At 56.4% G+C, this 18351-nt stretch carries 6 protein-coding genes and 1 pseudogene; 1 reads left to right on the top strand and 6 read right to left on the bottom strand.

What is annotated here, in order from left to right; all coding sequences use genetic code 11:
- Positions 1 to 377 precede the first annotated feature (377 nt).
- Positions 378 to 812: pseudogene (locus AT959_RS20255) on the top strand (transposase); the annotation flags it as partial.
- 11 nt (positions 813 to 823) lie between these two features.
- On the opposite strand, the gene AT959_RS02570 reads toward AT959_RS20255, so the two are convergent.
- From AT959_RS02570 to AT959_RS02545, 6 genes are all read right to left on the bottom strand, one after another.
- Positions 824 to 3049: a S8 family peptidase gene (locus tag AT959_RS02570; protein WP_066880224.1), complete on the bottom strand. Its 2226-nt coding sequence runs from the start codon at positions 3047 to 3049 to the stop codon at positions 824 to 826.
- Positions 3050 to 4120, bottom strand: coding sequence for an AAA family ATPase (locus AT959_RS02565; protein ID WP_240481675.1), 1071 nt, complete (start codon positions 4118 to 4120; stop codon positions 3050 to 3052). It abuts the gene before it with no gap.
- Between the two features lie 440 nt (positions 4121 to 4560).
- The gene (locus tag AT959_RS02560; protein WP_066880220.1) at positions 4561 to 5922 is read right to left on the bottom strand and encodes an HlyD family type I secretion periplasmic adaptor subunit; all 1362 of its coding nucleotides are present in this window, start codon (positions 5920 to 5922) and stop codon (positions 4561 to 4563) included.
- A 72-nt stretch (positions 5923 to 5994) separates the two neighbouring features.
- Positions 5995 to 15075: a putative Ig domain-containing protein gene (locus AT959_RS21710; RefSeq protein WP_240481673.1), complete on the bottom strand. Its 9081-nt coding sequence runs from the start codon at positions 15073 to 15075 to the stop codon at positions 5995 to 5997.
- 1 nt (position 15076) lies between these two features.
- Positions 15077 to 16054, bottom strand: a complete 978-nt coding sequence (locus tag AT959_RS02550; RefSeq protein WP_157651187.1) for a hypothetical protein — start codon at positions 16052 to 16054, stop codon at positions 15077 to 15079.
- A 40-nt stretch (positions 16055 to 16094) separates the two neighbouring features.
- A complete protein-coding gene (locus AT959_RS02545) occupies positions 16095 to 18251 on the bottom strand; it encodes a peptidase domain-containing ABC transporter (protein ID WP_066880214.1) in 2157 nt (718 codons plus the stop codon).
- Positions 18252 to 18351: the final 100 nt, after the last annotated feature.

The following is an 18351-nucleotide window of genomic DNA, read 5'->3' as shown; positions in this document are numbered from 1 at the left end:
AGGTCCCTTTCGCGCAGAAAGTGCGGCCTTAAATGCGCCGCACTAACGAACAAGTTTTCAGATTGCCAGCAGACGAATTATCCATTCCTTTGGCAAAAATCCAAATCAAATATTTGGTTGGTGCTTAGGTGTTTTCTAATTTCGCCCTGTTGGTGTGACGTTCATCGAGGTCGCAGGCCCGGATCAAACTCCAAGCATTTGAATTGGAGCGTGCACCACCTATGCAATTCCGATGAGGTCTGGAGCTGTGCCGTCTTTAGATTCTGAAAATACTGCTGGAGATTGGCAGCGCCTACAGAGCGGCTTTGCCTGAGCGTGTAAGAATTTTTGTGTAAACGGTCACCCGGCAGGAAACTGCCACATTGCCAGGAGCGATGATGACCGTAGGAAAGAAAGCAGTACCCAAGGAGTTACTGGACAGCCTGTTGGCTGACTACCGCAAGCCGGAAGACCTGATTGGCGAGAATGGGTTGCTCAAGCAACTGACCAAGCTGTTGGTCGAGAAGGCGTTGGAAGCGGAGATGGCCGACCACCTCGGCCATGGCAAGAATGAGCCGGTGGAGAATCCTGCCGGCAACACCCGCAACGGCAAGAGCAGGAAGACCTTGAAGGGTGAGTTCGGCGAACTGCCCATTGAGATTCCCCGTGATCGCCACGGCACGTTCGAGCCGCAGCTGATTCCGAAGCACCAGACCCGCTGGAGCGGCTTTGACGACAAGATTCTGTCGCTCTACGCCCGAGGAATGACGGTTCGCGAGATACAGGCCCATCTTGAAGAGATGTATGGCACCGGGGGGTCGCCAACTTTGATTCCCGGCTGGTCTCAGGTCCGTGTGCGCAGCGGTAGCGAGACTTGCGGCTCCAGCGCCTGCAGTACGGCGTGGGCCTTGAGGATATCCTGATGCAGTTGGGCATGCTTCGGGGCATGCACGGTGACGACCAAGGCATAGCGGATGGCTGGCGCACCAGAGGATGCTAGACCTCCGGCCTCTCGGGCGTTGTAATGCACGTCGAACACGGGTTCGAGAAGGCTGCTGCCGAGGTAGCCATTCTCGGCATGCAGCACCGTTTCCCACTTTCCGAGGTCAGCCCGCAGTTCAGCCTCGTTCCGAAACTCGGCCGCCGGGAAAAAGCTGACCGACGATGCATTGACCGCGCCGGCCTTGCGCTTGCTGCTGTTAGGTCGGAAGGTGATCCCCAAGCCAGCCTTCGTGTAGGCACCAGCATCCTGGGGATCGACCGGGCTGGCGTAACAGAACGTTGCCCGCAGGCGTACCTTCCCCTCCAACTGGAAAGCCGGCAAAGGAATCGGTGCGCGCAGGAATTTTCCAGGGCGTAACTCCCCCTGATAGATGATTCGAGCCTCCCCTTCGCTGCAGGTGATCAGGCGATTGATGTCTGATGGGACACGTCCCCAACCGACGTGATGTACGTCGTGCTCTTCGTTGCTTTCGCAGCCATGGACTAAAAGTGTCTTGATGGTCAACGGATGTACAGGGTCGCCCAGAATGGCCCGGATACCGACTGCTGAGCGCAGCGCGAGCGGTGCCGCGAAGCTGGTTCCCAGCGTGGCTGCCAGGTTCGGTCGGCTGCCAGGGGCTGCTACGTGAAAATATTCCTTGGGCGCTCCGCCAAACGCCACCACATCGGGTTTCCGTCTTCCCGGGCTACGACCGGGACCGGTGGCGCTGTAAGCGGCGCGTTTCCAATCAACGCCGCTTCGGTCGGCAGCGCCCACGGACAACGCATTCACGCTATCAGAAGGCACCTGGATACGATTAAGACCAAGTACTGCGTCGCGCTCACCGTTGTTGCCGACTGCGACGGTCATCAGGGTTTCACCATCGCTCAAAATACTGTCGATCACAGCCGTCCAGGCGTGTACGTCTTGGTCCTCGACCGGCAGATCCGGACCCAGGCTGAGGTTGATGAACTGGTATTGACGGGAGAGCAGCACGGTTTCGACGTGGCCGAGCGTGCGATACAACTCATAGGGATCTTCCCCGTCGATCTTGGCGTCCAGCACGCGATGATGGTCAACTGGCGCGTAGGGGCGTTCTGCCGCTGCTTCCGGCTCAATCGGCCCAAACAGCAAAGCTGAGGTGACACCGAGTCCATGTTCGGTGAAGTCGGGCACGTCGCTCGCTTCCTCGTCGGCCAGGAAATAGCGGCGGACATAGCCATCAAGGATGTGCTCCGCCGGTAGGCCGCCATCCAGGACTGCGACCTTGGGTTCGCGAGAAAGCGGCTCGCCGCTCGGCAACGAGAACGACACCGCAAGCGGCATGCTGCGAGTGACCGGACGTGCCGCCCGCAAGTGCGGCATCGGCCGGACTACGCGGGTCAGGGTGAACTGGGCCAGATTTTCCAGGCAGGCAGCGTCCCCCTCGACCGCAACGAACAGCAGACGGCCCGCTTCAAATTCGAATTCGCCATTGACCCTGAAGCCGCAGTCCTTGGCATAGTCGGCAAACATGGCGCGAACATCCGAGGCGTCGCCTTCGGGGAGTAAATGCAGGCCGACCTCGAAAACGTGGCCGATATTGGCGCCCTCAAGATGCAGGCGATCAGATGGGGTCATAGCGGCAAAGGTCTCGATGCGAGCAAGCTGCTCGGCGACCGGCATCTGTTCGTTCAGACTTCGGGCGAAAGCCGGGAAGTTTCCCAGCGCTGCCCGCGTGCCAGCCACGAAGAGTTCCGTGGTTTCTGCTTCCGGCGGCGCCTTCTTCTGAGTTTGGCGACGCGGCTGGATACGGCGGGTCCGCGACCCGAGCGAGGCGAGGCCGACCTGGTCGAGCAGCAGCTTCGGAAAAAACGACTTGGCCAGGTAGGCCGGATGCAATACCAGACGGGCCACCGCCAGATCGCCGGCACAGGCCTTCGCCGGTAATTTCTGGAAAACGCTGTTGGCTAACTCGATCTCCGGCACGATGATGCGCTTGGCCTCGCCGAGCGTGTAGGGGTGAGCTTTGTCGCCGACCTTCTTCTTGGGCGCTTCGATGGGATAGGTCAGCAACTCGGCACGGCCGATCAGGTATCGTGTAGTCATTTATTTGAGCCCCCTGCCTTTGCGGGGAGATGGTCCCGCGTGTTTGCGAATGGTGTCGCGAGCGACCCCCGTCATCTGGCTGATCTGCATGTGCGGTTGTCCCGCCTTGGCCAACGCAATCGCAAGGTTGAGACGTTCTGCCTTGCTCAAGGCTTCCTGGCGCTGACCCAGTGCCGATCCGATCAGTTGTTCCAGTGGCGCGGTTTGCAAGGCATGGCCGCGACGCAAGGCGTTGATGCTGCGCTCGACATCCGAGAGAGACTGCCCCTGCAGGCCGGCGGCCAGCACATCGATCCAGGACTCAAACAGCGCCAGGTCATCCCCAAGGAATCGCTGGATGGCAACCGCAATCGCCGAGGCATCCGGCGAGTCGAACTTGAGGACCAGATCGAACCGTCGCCACAGCGCAGGATCGACCAGTTCCGGATGATTGGTCGCCGCCAGCAGTAATCCGCTGTCCGGCCACTGGTCGACTTCCTGCAGCATGACGGTGACCAGGCGCTTCAGTTCACCGATATCGGATTCATCGCTGCGCCGTTTTGCAATGGCGTCGATCTCATCGAGCAGCAGGACGGCGGCGTGCTTCTTGGCATGATCCAGGGCGGCACGCAGATTGTTGCCGGTCTTGCCAAGCAGGCTGCTCATGACCGCCGTCAGGTCGAGCACCCATAGGGGCTTGCCCAAGGTGCTGGCGATCCAGCGGGCCGAGAGTGTTTTGCCGACCCCGGGTGGTCCAACCAGGATGGCTGAACGGGTCGGGCTGATCCCCCGGGCTGCCAGTCGTTCACGTTCCTGGCGTTCGCGAATGATGGCGCCGATGGCGTCATGAACACTTCCTGGAAGAATGGGCGGTGCCAGTCCTGCGCGATCATCGAAAACACGAATCAGTGCCAGTTGGGAGTCGCCATCGACAGGGAGTGCCACCTCACCGGGCTCTACCACCGGCACTCCTCGACGCAGGATGGAATTGCCTGCAGACCGGGTCTGTGAAGCCTTCAGGGATTGGTCAAGGCGCGTGGCCAGTTCCGGTCGCTGCTGACGGTACTTGCGCACGAGGCGCGCCAGCAGCAAGCGGGTATCCTCATGTGACTCCGAAGCGGCGAGGCGAGCTAAATTGGCGAAGTCATCTTCAATGCTGTCTGTATCGCCAGTGTTTTTTTTTGTTGCCACAAAAATAGCCTTATGTTCTGCGTTTTTATTATGGCGAATTTTATGGCGATTATTTGAAATTGGTCAATAAAGGATTTGTGAATAGCAGCTCGACACCTACCAAACCATGTTCCTATTGGTTACTTCAGAGAAACGACAACACGGTCGCCATTAACATGGCTGACCGGCGCTTCGTCGTAACCCGCAGGTGCGACTCTCCAGAATGCCGCAGTTCTGTGCCAGACGATCTCCCGAGCAACACTGGAGCCGTTCTCAAAATTGAGCGGCAGGTTTCCGACTCGGATCGGTGAAGCTGAACAAGCCAGAAGGCAAGCGTGGCGCGGCAGGAAGCAAGGGGGCTGCTACCGCTCCCGCCCCGCCTCATGCCACGCCTTTCTGACCGGCGACAGTAGATACTCCATCACCGTCCGGTCGCCCAATTTGATCTCGGCATTGGTCTGCATCCCGGCCGAGAGCGTGAAACGCTTTTCGTCCATCTCCAGACTCATCTGTTTGAGCACAACGAGCGCCTTGTAGAGCAACTGGTTCTTCTTCGAAGAATCGGTCTGGGTATTGCCGTTGCCGGTGTTGTTATCGGCCGCATCGGCACTGACGTGTTCGACCGTGCCTTCGACCATTCCATACTTCTGGAAAGGGAAAGCTGCGAACTTCAGTTTGACCGCTTGCCCCTGACGCACAAAGCCGATGTCTTCATTACTGACCCAAACCTCGGCGCGCAGGATTTCGTCTTGCGGGACCAGTGTTAGCAGTACGGTACCGGGTTGGACGACAGTTCCTGTGGTGTGAGTAGCGAGATCCTTCACCACTCCAGCCTGTGGTGCCTTGAGTTCAAGCAAATCCTGCTTGTGCGCCTGTTTGGTCACTTCCTGCGCCAGTTTGTCGAACTGGCCTTGAATGTCATTGCGTTCGGCATGCAGTTGCCGGCGATAGTCGGAATCGATCTGGGCCAACCTCTTCTCCGATTGGAGCATACTGGCTCTGGCCGACTCGATGACGAAGGTTTGGGTTTGTAGTTCCTGCTCTTTCTCGACGCGCTCCCGTCGCTTGTCGCTACCCATCAGCGAACCGGCGTAGCCATCCTTGACGAGCTTTTCGTAGGCTTTGTCCTGCTCCCGATAATGGGGCAAGGTTTCTTCGAGTTTACGTTTGATCTGCTCGGCAGCGGCCAACTCCTGTTTAGCCTTGCTCAGTCGGGAGCGCTCTTCGGCGAGTGCCGCTTCAAAGGATGTGCGGTTGGCCCGGTATTGGGCGCCAATCTCTTGGGCGAGGTCGGATGGATCGCTGGCTTCCGTCTTGAACGTGGCACCCGACAATTCAGCCTGTATTCGGCGTATTGCCAGGCGCTTGCGCTGGTAGTCAGCATCGATGGCTTTGGTATCGGCTTCGCTGATCAGGGTATCCATGCGCATCAATACTTGGCCTGCTTTGACGCTTTGTCCTTCCCGGACCAGGATGTCTTTGACGATACCCGATTCGGCGGGCTGGACGATCTTGACGTAGCTTTCGGGGATGAGCTTGCCTTCAGCGACGGCCACGATGTCGAGTCGGCCGAGCATGGCCCAGAGCAACAAGGCCGCTAAAAGGGTGAGCAGCAGCCAGAGTACCTTGCGGCCGAGGGGATTGGGCGGAGCGTCCTGCAGACGCAGCAGGGGGGGCGAGAAATCGAGGGGATCGACTTCGTTAGCGGGAAACATCGATTTCATCGGAAGCGATTCAAAAGATTGAAGAACAAAGGAGGCGGCTGAGTGCCGCCTCCTTTGTAATGGGCACGTGCCTTATGACAGACGCACTGAGCCAGTCTGCAGTCCAGACAACGGGGTCAGGGTTTGGGCGGCAGTTCCCAGATTGGCATCAGACAAGGTGGCCAGCGCAGGCGTCACCCCGATCCCAGCCAACGTACCATTCTTACCATACTGGTAAGCCAGATCGCCACCTAGGGCTGCCGTATCCGAACCGGCCAACTGGAAGCTGGTCAGGGCATTGGTCAGCGCCCAGTTTGTCAGGCTGCCGTTGGCCGCCCGTGCGGCATCGAAGGCCCCGGCCAGGCCGGCGAAGTTGAAGTTTTCCACCTTTTGATCCTTGAGCGGGTCGGCCCCGCCGGCGGCGAAATCGGCCATGGCTTCTGCGATCATCTGCAGCTTGGCGACCGGCTTGGACGGCGTTCCTGCATACCAGTCCTTGAAGGTGATCTGGTCGGTTGCCCCAATCTTAAGGACGAGGTCGTTGGTCGCCTTGGTGAAGACCAGATCGGCGTAGGTAATGCCGCCGCCCAAGGAAATGACGTCACTGCCGGTTCCGCCCGTGGCAAAGGTGTCCTGACCATCGCCTTTGTTGAACAGGATGGTGTCGTTGCCCGCCGCCGTGGTGTAGGTATCGTTGCCCAGCCCACCGAGAAAGACTTCAGCACTGGCGCCACCGGTAATCGTATCGGCACCGGTGCCACCATTGAACAGGGCCGTGCCCGAAGTATCGGTCAGGATGTCGTTGCCATCGCCGCCTTCGAGGATGTCGTTGCCAGAGCCGCCATTCAGGGTGTTGATAGCCGTGTTGCCGCGCACCAGATTGCTCAAGGTGTTGCCGGCGCCGTTGATGGCCGTCGTTCCGGTGAGTACGAGATTTTCGACATTGGTGGTCAGCGTCAGCGTCACCGCAGACTGAATGGTGTCGTTGCCGGCATTGGCCGCTTCGGTCACGACATCGGTGCTGACGTTGACAACATAGACGTCGTCGCCCAGACCGCCGACCATGGTGTCGGTACCGGTCCCGCCATCGAGTGTGTCGTTGCCGTCACCGCCGGTCAGCGTGTTGTTGGCGCTATTGCCGGTCAACACATTGTCCAAGGCATTGCCGGTACCGTTGATGGCCGTGGTGCCGGTCAGGGTCAGGTTCTCGACGTTGGCGGACAGCGTCAGGGTCACGCTAGACTGAACGGTGTCGTTGCCGGCACCGGCTGCTTCGGTGACGACATCGGTGCTGACGTTGACAACATAGATGTCGTTACCCAGACCGCCGACCATGGTGTCATTGCCGGTGCCGCCATCGAGCGTATCGTTGCCGTCACCGCCGGTCAGCGTGTTGTTGGCGCTGTTGCCGATCAGCAAGTTGTCCAGGGTGTTGCCGGTACCGTTGATGGCCGTGGTGCCGGTCAGCGTCAGATTCTCAACGTTGGCGGACAGGGTGGTGGTGACACTGGACTGGACGAGATCGGTGCCTTCACTGGCATTCTCCGTAACGACATCACCGATGTTGTCGACGACATAGGTGTCGTTGCCGGCACCGCCTATCATCGCGTCGGTACCCGTGCCGCCGGATAGCGTGTTGGCGGCGCTGTTGCCGGTCAGCACGTTGTTCAGTGTGTTGCCCGTGCCGTTGATAGCGCTGGTCCCGGTAAGTAATAGGTTCTCGACGTTGGTCGCCAGCGTCAGGGTCACGCTCGACTGAACGGTATCGTTGCCGGCACTGGCGGCTTCGGTCACGACATCGGTGCTGACATTGACGACATAGGTGTCATCGCCCAGCCCACCGACCATGGTGTCGTTGCCGGTGCCGCCATCGAGCGTGTCGTTGCCGTCACCGCCGGTCAGCGTGTTGTTGGCGCTGTTGCCCGTCAGCACGTTGTTCAAGGCGTTGCCGGTGCCGTTGATGGCCGTGGTGCCAGTCAGCGTCAGGTTCTCAACGTTGGCGGCCAAGATATAGGTAACGCTGGTCTGGACCAAATCGGTCCCTTCGTTAAGTGCTTCGGTCACGACATCGCTGCTGCTGTCGACGACGTAAGTGTCGTGCCCAGAACCGCCAACCATCGTGTCGTTGCCGGTGCCACCGTTCAGGGTATCGTTACCGGCAGCACCGTTGAGGGTGTCATTGCCGGCCTGGCCATTAAGCGTGTCGTTGCCGGCACCGCCGTTCAAGGTATCGGCACCGGTGGTGCCATTCAACGTCAGGTTCTGGACGCTGACCACAATATCGAAGATATCAGAAGCGCTCAGATTGCCCACATCCTTGGCCGTCACCTTGACGCTGATGGTACCGAGCGTGCTGGGTGAGCCACCGAAGGTGCGTGTCGCCGCATTGAACGTTAGCCAGGAAGGCAGGGCACTACCATCGGACAGGGTTGCTGTATACGACAACGCATCGCCATCCGGATCGGTGAAAGCCCCCGATGGCACGGTGTAGCTGAAGGTGCCGCCTTGGGCTGCCACCTGGTCTGCCAAAGCCGTCGCTAGGGTCGGTGTCCGGTTTGGCGTACCGATGGTCATGTTGACGTATTCGCCGGCCGAGTAATTGTAGTTGTCCGTGCCCCACAGGATGAACTGCAGGGTGCCCACATCACCGACTGCCGGCGTTCCGGACATGATGCCGGTGACCGAGTCGAATTGGAGCCAGGCTGGCACGGCGGAGCCATCGGGCATCTTAATGCTGTAGGTAATGGAATCCCAGACGTCCGGATCGGTGATGGTATTGGCCGGCACCGTATAGTTGAAGCTCGTACCGGCCCGTGCCTGCAAGGTTGGCAGGAAACTATTGATGGTCGGAGCATGGTTGTTGTTGGCCCGGTCGACGACAGTCTGGATCATGGCCTGATCCCAGATGACGCCGTTGGCGAACTCGATCTGGTCGACCTTATGATCAGCCGCGATTCCATCAATCGTGGTCGTGCCACCGTAGTAATCGATGAAGCCGACTTGGTCGTTCGTTCCCTTGATCTTGAGGAACATGTTGCTTCCGTACTGGAAGGCCAGCACATCGTTGTCGGTGATACCAGCGCCGAAGCGTAAGGTGTCGGTCGCATCCAGAACGTCGGTGGTGTCGATGGAGTCCTGGCCGTCACCCCGGTTGAAAACGTAAACGTCGTCACCTTGATCGCCATAGAGGTAGTCGTTGCCGGTACCGCCAGTCAGAGTGTTATTGCCCAGATTGCCCCACAAACCGTTGTCCAGAGCGTTGCCCGTCACCGTGAGGTCGGTATCGCCATCGACGGCAAGGCGTTCGAGATTGGCACCCAGAGTCCAACTGACGGTGGAGCGTACAAAGTCGTCGCCTTCGCTTGCGTTTTCGACAATCACATCGCCGGCATCATCGATTTCGTAGTAATCATCAGCAGCGCCGCCGATCAGGGTGTCCTGGCCAACATCGCCGAACAGGGCATCAGCGCCGCCGCCACCGATCAAGGTGTCATTGCCCGCCATACCCCAAAGGTTATTGTCCGAATCGTTGCCGGTGATGACATTGTCGAGTTCATTGCCGTTGCCGCGATAGATGGCTCCGGTCAGGGTCAGGTTTTCGATGCCATTGGCCAGCAGGTACATCGTCTCGAAACGGCGGATTTCGGTGTCGATGCCTTCATTAAAGGATTCGTCGATCTGATCGTTTTGAGTGTCGGTGTAGTAGGTATCGTTACCCGCACCACCAGACATCCAGTCGTCGCCTTCACCACCGTCGAGCCGGTTGTCGCCAGAATTGCCGATGAGGTCGTTGTCACCGCTATCACCAGTGGCATCGATATTACCGGACCCGGTCAGATGGATATTTTCAATATTGTTTCCGGCCGAGTAGCTGGTACCAACCTCAACCGTATCGATACCGCCATTGGCCAATTCAACGACCTGGTCACCCACGTTATCCAGGACGTACACATCATTTCCATCACCACCGGTCATTACATCGGCACCCAGCCCTCCATCCAGGCGGTTGTTGCCGCTGTTTCCAGTCAATATGTTGTTTAACGTGTTACCGGTCGCATTCGCGTCGAAGTTCCCGGTCAGCGTCAGATTTTCCAGATTTGTTCCAAGAACATAAGATACCGAGCTCTGTACCGTATCCGTTCCTTCATTCGTGGCCTCGGCAACGCTATCGGCGATGTCATCAACCTCGTAGGTATCATCACCGGTTCCGCCAGTCATGGTGTCTACGCCGAGACCACCGATCAAACGGTCATTGCCAGCACCACCGATCAGTACATCGTTGCCGCCGTGCCCATCCAAGATGTTGTCCTGAGCATTTCCGGTAATGGTGTTTGCCTGATCGTTGCCCGTGCCGGCAAGTGCAAGACCCGACAGGGTCAGGGTTTCAATATTGGCACTCAGCGCGTAGTCGGCGCTCGCCAGGGCCGTATCGTTACCTTCCGCCGAAAACTCAGTGATCAAGTCGCCAGTGGCGTCGACGACGTAGGTGTCGTCACCGCTGCCGCCGACCAGTGTGTCCGTGCCAGTGCCCCCATCCAGCAGGTCATTTCCCTCACCACCCATCAGAGAATCGTTCCCAGCCATGCCCAGCAGGGTATTGTCGTTAGCGTTGCCAGTCAGTGAATTGGCCAACTCGTTGCCGGTTCCCACCAAGGCAGAGGGATCATTCTCCAGAACCAGTGCTTCGACGTTGGCGCTCAGGGTAAAGCTCTTCATGCTGCGTACCGTGTCGTAGCCCTCGGCCACCATTTCCGTAACCTGATCAGCAAGTTCGTCAACAAGGAAGGTGTCATCGCCGGTGCCACCCACCATCTGGTCGCCCCCTGCGCCTCCATCCAACAAGTCGGTGCCGTCGCCACCATTCAGGATATCGTTCCCCACGCCACCGTTTAGCGAGTCGTCACCAAGAGCGCCGGTCAGGATATCGTCTCCGCTGCCACCGGCAAGGAGGTCGTTGCCGTCACCACCATCCAACGCATCGGTGTCTGCGCCACCGTCGAGTGTGTCGTTGCCGGCATCCCCATACAGGGTGTCCATGCCGGCACCACCGGTTACCGAATCATTGCCGGCGCCGCCATATACGGTGTCGTCACCGTCGTCGCCCGTTACCAGATCATTGCCATCGCCGGCATCGGCCATGTCATTACCGGCACCCAACGTGACTTGGTCATCACCCGCACCTGCACTGACGGTATCGTCTCCGGCAAGCGCATCAATATTGTCTCGACCGGAAGTGCCTTGAACCGTATCGGCATCCGGCGTCGTCGGCAGATCGATACCGACGGCCGCGATGACGTCGGCGACGCTCATCGTCTGTCCGTTCGAGAACTGGATCGAACTGATTGGGGAGGTTCCTGCGAGATTGTCGTAGTCCACACCGTCCAGGTGGATTTCATCGCCGGCAACGCCGGTGCTGATTTTGAGGGAGCCCAGCCCCAGATGAATCATGTTCAGGTTGATTCCCCCTTGGAGAATCAGCATGTTCGAACCAGAGCTATCCTGAATATGTTTCGCGCCGCTTCCCAGTTCGATAGCGTAAATGTCGTCACCATCGCCACCGTCCAAGGTGTCATTGCCTTTGCCGGAACTCAAGAAGTCGTTGCCGGCGCCACCATTCAGGATATCGTCACCATCGCCGCCATATAGACTGTCGTTACCGTCCCCTCCGTCGAGAACGTCGTTGCCCGCATAGCCATTGAGAACATCGTTGCCGGCACCGCCGTCAAGAATGTCATTTCCCTGAAACACCAGTGGCGTATCCGAAGAGTCGCCATGCAATTGGTCATCACCGTCGCCGCCGAGAAGGATGTCGTTGCCACCCGCACCGACTAGTAGATCGTTACCGAGGCCGCCGTCGAGGTAGTCGTTTCCGAGTTTCGATGTCGGTGTAGTTTGGTCGTCGCCGTATAGCTGATCATTGCCGCTCCCCCCGAGCAACGTATCGTCGCCACCTCCGCCAGCCAACATGTCATTATCTTCGCCGCCATCAAGATAGTCGTTGCCTTGAGCACTTTCCGGCGTGTCATCAGCATCGCCAAAAAGTTGATCAACACCCGCCCCTGCAATCAAGGTGTCAGCACCGCCGCACCCGACCAGAATGTCGTTGCCATCCCCGCCGTCCAGATAGTCGTCGCCCTGCTTGTCGGCTGGCACATCGGCATCATCGCCATAAAGTTGGTCGTTACCGGCGCCGCCCAACAGCGTATCGCTGCCTCCTGCTCCGTCTAAGTAGTCATCCCCTTCTTCACCATCCAGATAATCGTCACCCAGCAAGTCTTCTGGGGTATTGGCGTTATCCCCGAACAATTGATCATGGCCGGCACCGCCATAAAGCGTATCTGCTCCTCCGCCAGCAAACAGCAGATCATTTCCGTCCTCACCATCCAGATAATCATCCCCGTCAGCGGGGTTGCTATCGTCGCCGCTTAGTGTGTCGTCCCCCGCGCCACCGAACAGAACGTCGTTGCCGCCATTGCCATAAACAGTGTCGTTGCCCTCCCCGCCGTCGAGGAAGTCGTCTCCATGCAACGCTTCATCGAGATACGAGGCATCTCCGGAAATATCGTCATCGCCCGCGCCCCCCAGGAGAATATCGTTACCGGCTTCGCCAATAAGAATATCGTTTCCGCCTTCACCGAAAACATTGTCATCACCTTCACCAGCCCAGACATGATCACTACCGTTTCCGGCGTAGATCGTGTCAGCGGCAGCGCCCACAGGGTTCGTCTCGCCCGTCACCGGGGAAAATACGCGGCCCCCCGTTGTATCGGTAAAGCCCCAGTCAAAGGTCGCGGTACTGCTGTGATACCAGTCGGTGTTGCCAATCGTGTAACGCTTGCTGGCTTCAGCGATGAACTGAGCGTCATAATTTGCATCACCTAAAATATTGTCGTCACCAGCCCCCGCAATCAGGAGGTCGGAGCCAGCCCCTCCGGTCAGCACATCATTGTCGCTACCCGCAACCAGTACGTCGTCGCCTTCGTTTCCGGAAAGCCAGTCGCCTTTCTGGCCACTGCCGGTGTCATTAGTGCCGTTGGCAATGGCTGTGGCAGTATCGATCTTGGCATTGCCATAGAGACGATCGTTGCCAGGGTCGCCGATAAGGATGTCACTGCCAGTTCCTCCCTCGATCAGATCGTTGCCGGATACCCCATACAGATAATCGTTCCCTTTTCCGCCTTCGATCCAGTCATCACCAGCACCGCTTTTAACGTCGTCATCGAGGTCTCCGGAAATGATGTGGTCATTGCCAGAGGTTCCTCCCAAGATGTCGCCATAGGAAGAGGATTCTCCTACTGGATTCCCGTATGCGTCGGCTTGTGCTTGTATGCCCGCCTTGCTGGTATCGGTATCGGTGGGGTTAATATCGCCAGTAATTGTGGTGCCCGTTTCCGGAGATTGAGCTTCGTCGACCGCATCGAAGTTGATAGTCATGTCGTTGGTTGTTACCTCACTACCATCCGCGAGCGTTAATGCGGCAGAGAGCGTAAGTACGGTATCGGTATCGACATCTCCAGTGCTCAAAAAGGCAAATGAAATCTCGGTTTGCCCTTCCACGAGTTCAAGGGTGATTTCCCCATCGGAAAAACTGATTACCTCATCTCCGGTGACACAGGAAAACTTCCCCACATCACCACCAGCAAGGCTCAGTTTGAGTATCTCCCCTAGTTTTGCAGGAGCATTTAGGAAGCATTTAATGCCCTTGCCCAACCCTTCAGCCAAGTCAGAAACATTAGTTTGTGATTGGTGGCCGACTTCGCTAAATGGTTTTGAGCCGCCAGATTTAACTAGCTCAATAAGGGATTTTTGCTCGAGTTTTATACCAAGGTAGCCGCTTCCATTGCTTTGTGTGATGTCAAAGTGCTCAATAATGATCTGTCCGTCACCCAATGCACTACCTTTAAGTATCAAGGCTTTGGTGTTGGGGTCGTAGAGATAAGTAACGGTACCATCTGCCGATTCCCAAATCTGCTTATTGCCATCAAGGCTGTATTTACTTGATGGCGCGCCAGTAAACTCTTGGCCTCCGACAATAATGCGACCCACACCATCGCTATCATCAATAACATCTTTGCCCTGACCAGAACTGAAGATGTAACTATCAAGGCCAGAGCCGCCTTGTAGGGTATCGTTACCTAGGCCGCCGATAAGGAAATCGTCGCCTTGACCGGCTTTGAGTGTATCGACTTGATCAAGTCCAACTAATAAGTCGTTTTTGTCGCTGTAATAGGCTTCGAATATTGATGCGTCGATTGTCCATCCACGACTGCTGTCCGTCGTTTTGGCGGGATTGAGGTAGATATTTGAGGCGTTGATATTGGCAAGCTGCGCCGATAGATTTGGGTAGATAATTGCCAAGTCGGAAAGAAAGCGGTCTTTAGCCAAACCCAAGCCTTCTGCGTCATTTAAAGCAGGAACCGTGAGACCATATGTTGATGCAGCGGCGATACGTCTAGCGGCATTTGTTTGATCGTAATCCAGCATTTCCTTTCGATGTAAACTTAGCGTTCGGAATATGCTTTTTGCCTCATTTTCACTAACAGTACCGCTCTCATAAAGACCAAAATATGCCGATTCTGCATAACGTCGATTGATGACACCTTGACCATCAGCCGCAGACTTATACCGTATCTGATACCAAACTTCTGCTCGATTGCCATCGATAAGAGCTTGGGTCATATTGGTTATCGAACCGTATTTACTTCGGAAATAAACGGGAGTTTGATACCACATCGACATCAAAACGGCACGTTCGCGAGAGTCAGTAAGCGTGATTCCGTTACGGGTTAAAAATAGGTTGAATGCCGAATCACGAGCAGCAATTGCTCTGTTTAACAAACTTGTAGCAGCCGCTTCACTTGGCAGAGCCAATCCAACTAAGTCAGCGGGAATTCCGGTGGTGTTATCGGATAGCGCGCCAAGAGCCGTTCGCTGGGTTTCGGTAAGCACAACACCTATAGCTGTCAGATCATTAATAGCGGCCCCACGGTTCGCCACAAGGTCGTATCCATAGCCAATTACCGGGCGAGTTTTTGTGTCGGTCGTTATATTCAAATATGAAGCATTGCTTGGGTTTCGACGTAAATCATTGTTTTCAGCAACCTTTAGGAAAAACTGCAAGTCACTTTGATATGACCCGTTAACATAGTTGGTGTGAAGCGCGTTGAGCGACATATCAATCCCCTCCAGATACAGTGTTGTTATTCAGCATGATCATTCGGATGCGACATACGTTCTCCGTATTCGCCGTTTCTATAATTTGGCCTTCGAGACGCTTGCCACCTGCAAAAACACGCAGGATGTTCATGTATTCACGGTCGGGATATAGCTGATATCGATGATTTTTTTTGGGGGACAAGCTTTTGTCGTCCAACACGAATTGATATGCTGAAAGATAAGTTTTCCCCTTATAAACAAAGGGGCGGAGTTGTAGAGCGACCTTCAGGTCAAGCAATCTAGGTTGGCGACCAGGTTTTTGTCCGTGGACGAGTTGCTTAAGTGTCAAGGGCATCGTTAAATCAAGTCCATCTTTGGGAAATATAGCCAACCCATCTTCGCCAGAATAATCTTCGTCACCTGCATCAGAGACGAATTTGGTAGGAATCTTGAACATGAACGAATGCTTCACTACCCACTCTTTTTGCCCATCGTTGTCAATGTCGATTTCAGCAACTAGCATCGGACGAAGGTGGCAAATATCCTCTTTACCTCCCTCTGGGTAGCAAGTCCTCCCTTCCTTCCATCTAACCGCATCAAACTCTGGTGAAGACGGGAATTTTGACAGCAACATTTCGTAGGTCGATTCTTTGTCGAAACTAACATCAGGAAGCCGCTCATATAATTTGTCATACGGTTTACCAAAGATGAGCGGATTTTCCCCCTCAAATCCAATGCCTCTGTTCCACGGAGTCTTAAAATTTTGGTTGAAGACTTGAGTCATATGTACACACAGGCTCTTGTCCTTACTTTCTTCCAGACGGTATTTGTACATCTCGGTCTGGGAATGGCTTGCTTCTATCAATCCCCAGAAGAGAAAAATGGAAACCGGAGCTTGATAATTAATAGATTTACGTAGGCCAGCCCCGATTTTTGCTAGTGGCCTCCGAGTATTAAAAAATAGTAGCGACAATTGCGGTTTTATGGCATTTGCCATTTAAATCCCCCTAAAATATTTATCGCCATTTTTCATCTCTCTAATTTGCCGAAAAAAAATCGTTTATCTCTTCTTCTACGACTTCCATCTGTCGGGTTGTACTTGCTCCCAGATCGATGACCTCATCCACCATCAGCCCCCTCGGAACCTGATGCGTAATAAACAGCATCGTCACCTTTCCCTTGAGCTTGTTGATCGTTCTGGCGAAGTGCTCCGCTGTCTGCTGATCCAGGTTTGACACCGCCTCATCGAAGACCAGAATCTTCGGCCGTTTAAGCAGTGCTCTGGCAATGGCAATCCGTTGCCGCTGCCCACCCGATAGCCCGGTGCCGCGTTCGCCAATCTCCGTCTGATACCCATCATTGAGCGTCTCAATCACCTCATGAATCTCCGCCGCCTTGCACGCCTGTATCACATCCTCGAAGCTGGCATGCGGATGCGCCATGACCAGGTTGTCGTAGAGGGTACCGGCGAAGAGCACCGTCTCCTGCGGCACGACGCCGAAGATTTGCCGCAGTTCGTTGGCGGCGAGGTGGCGGATGTCTTTGCCATCGAGAGCGATCTGCCCTTCGTTCGGTTGGTAGAAGCCAAGCAGCAGTTTGGCCAGCGTGCTCTTGCCACAACCGGACGGCCCCATCAGCACGGTCAGGTGGCCGGGCTTCAGCGTCAGGCTGAGATTCTTGTAGAGCCAGGGGTGATGTTCGGAATAGCGGAAAGCGAGATGACTGAGGTCGATTCGACCGGGGCCTTGATTTTCCCGGGTCGGCGTCAAGGTATGCGGTTCCTGCGGCATGTCGAGAATGTCGCCCAGGCGTTTGACGGCGATGTTGGCTTGCTGGAATTCCTGCCACAGACCAACGAGCCTGAGGAGTGGCTGACTCATCCGCCCGGCGAACATCTGGAAGGCCACCAGCATGCCGACCGTGAAGCCGTCGTTCTGCATGACGAGCAAGGCACCGACGATCAGGATGGCCAGGGTCATCACCTGTTCCAGGGCATTGCTGATCACGTTATAGGTATTGCCGACCTGCTTGGTCGAGAAGCCGGCGGCCAGATACTGCGCGAGGAAGTCGCCGTACTTCTTGTCGATGTCGGCTTCCATCTGCAGGGATTTGACGGTGGCCATGCCAGCCACGTATTCAGTCAGGAAAGACTGGTTTCTCGCGCCAAGCATGAATTGCTGGTTGAGCTTGTCGCGGAAGACTGGCGCGACGAGAAAGCTGATGAAGGCGATAGTACCAAGCAGGCCGACGGCAATCAGCGAGAGTTGCCAGCTATAGGCGAACATCACGGCCAGGAAGATGAGCAGGAAGGGGAAATCGAGGACCAGCGTGACGGCGGCACCGGAGACGAATTCGCGGATAGTTTCGACGCCGTGTAATCGAGCGACTAGGGTGCCCGTGGGGCGGTGCTCGAAGTAAGGCAGTGGCAACCGCAGCAGATGCCGGAAGACCTGGCTGCCGAGGACGGCATCGATGCGATTGCCGGTATGCAGCACCAGGTATTGGCGTAGCCAGCTCATGCCGCTGGTGAAGAGCATGAACATGACCAAGGCCACGCCGAGCACGATCAGGGTGCTGTGGGTCTGGTGCAGCACGACCTTGTCGATGATGACCTGGGTGAACAGCGGGGTGGCCAGACCGACGAGCTGGATGGCCAGGCTGGCGAGCAGCACGTCGCGCCAGATGGCTTTGTACTTGAGGAGTTCGGGGATGAACCACTGGAAGCCGAATTCATTCTTCTCGACTTCAAAGCCGGGGATCTCCCCATTCTTGTTGGTACCACTGGCTTCGCGTGAGGCGAGGATCAGTTCGGGTTCAAACTGGGTGACGGCTTCTTCGACGGTGATCGTTTCGGGGGCTTGGCTGCCGGCGCGGAAGTAGAGCAGCTTGTGGCCATCGGTCTTGAGGATGAGGACCGGGAGGGTTGGGACAATTTCGTCGGAAGTGGTTTCCGGCACGGCACGCAGAAAGGCGATGGCCGGCAGCGGCATTTTTTGCCAATCGGCTGGATGTGGGCTGTGCCCAGTCTTGAAGCCAAGGGCGCGAGCGGCTTCATGGAAGGTGGCGAGGCTATGCGGCGGCGGAAAGTCCTGCTCGACCAGCTTGGGGTCGAAGGGAATGCGATATAAGCTGCATAGACTACCGAGCAGCCACAGCGCCTCCTGATACCCCAGCCCCCCTTCTGAAGTTTGCATCGCCCAGTTTGTTTTTATGAAGATTGGGCATTATGCAACTCGAATCATGCTGCGTAAATATCACAAACGGCGTAATTTGCGGAAGCGGAGTCTACGTTTT

Origin of the sequence: Dechloromonas denitrificans (assembly GCF_001551835.1) — a bacterium.
Taxonomy (GTDB): Bacteria; Pseudomonadota; Gammaproteobacteria; order Burkholderiales; family Rhodocyclaceae; genus Azonexus; species Azonexus denitrificans.
Note: the sequence above shows the minus strand (reverse complement) of the source record. Positions and strands in the feature narration are given on the sequence as shown.